General features: G+C 39.0%; 1 protein-coding gene. It reads right to left on the bottom strand.

Annotation, left to right across the window (positions count from 1 at the left end):
• Positions 1-113: 113 nt before the first annotated feature.
• Positions 114-459, bottom strand: a 346-nt coding sequence (locus tag HC175_RS18455; protein WP_168139687.1) for a TIGR03915 family putative DNA repair protein, incomplete at its 5' end; no start/stop codon positions are given.

The following is a 459-nucleotide window of genomic DNA, read 5'->3' as shown; positions in this document are numbered from 1 at the left end:
ACATTGTATTTTTGAATTAAAGAATTGCTCATCCCTTTTTCTTTTAAGAATACAAAAGTACCGGAGCATGTCGAACTATTATATGACCTTAATCAGGTCAAACATATCCGAATTTATTTCTCCGGAAGGTTCTTTTCGGTAAGGTATTTCCAGTAGCGCTTTGGCAGGTGCTGCACATGCAGCTTCTCATTTGCCCTGCTTTTGATGTTGGTGCTGGTGAAATACTGGTTCCATAGCTTTTGAAAAGATATTTCTGAAGTATGAAAAAAAGCTTCGGGAGCGCCTGAAATTCCTATTGCAGGATCGAGATCCAAGGTAATAAAAGTTACCTCCTTGAGATCATAAGCCAGCCCATAATTTCTTCTCAGATCATAGATGATCCATTTTTGATCTGCGTACCTGCTTTTAAAATGGGTTTTGATCAGTGGCAACACATTGAAATCGGGTTCTATGGCAGCA

It is taken from the genome of Salinimicrobium oceani, from assembly GCF_012037645.1.
The sequence above is the reverse complement of the archived record's forward strand: the minus strand, read 5'-3'. Positions and strand labels throughout refer to the sequence as shown.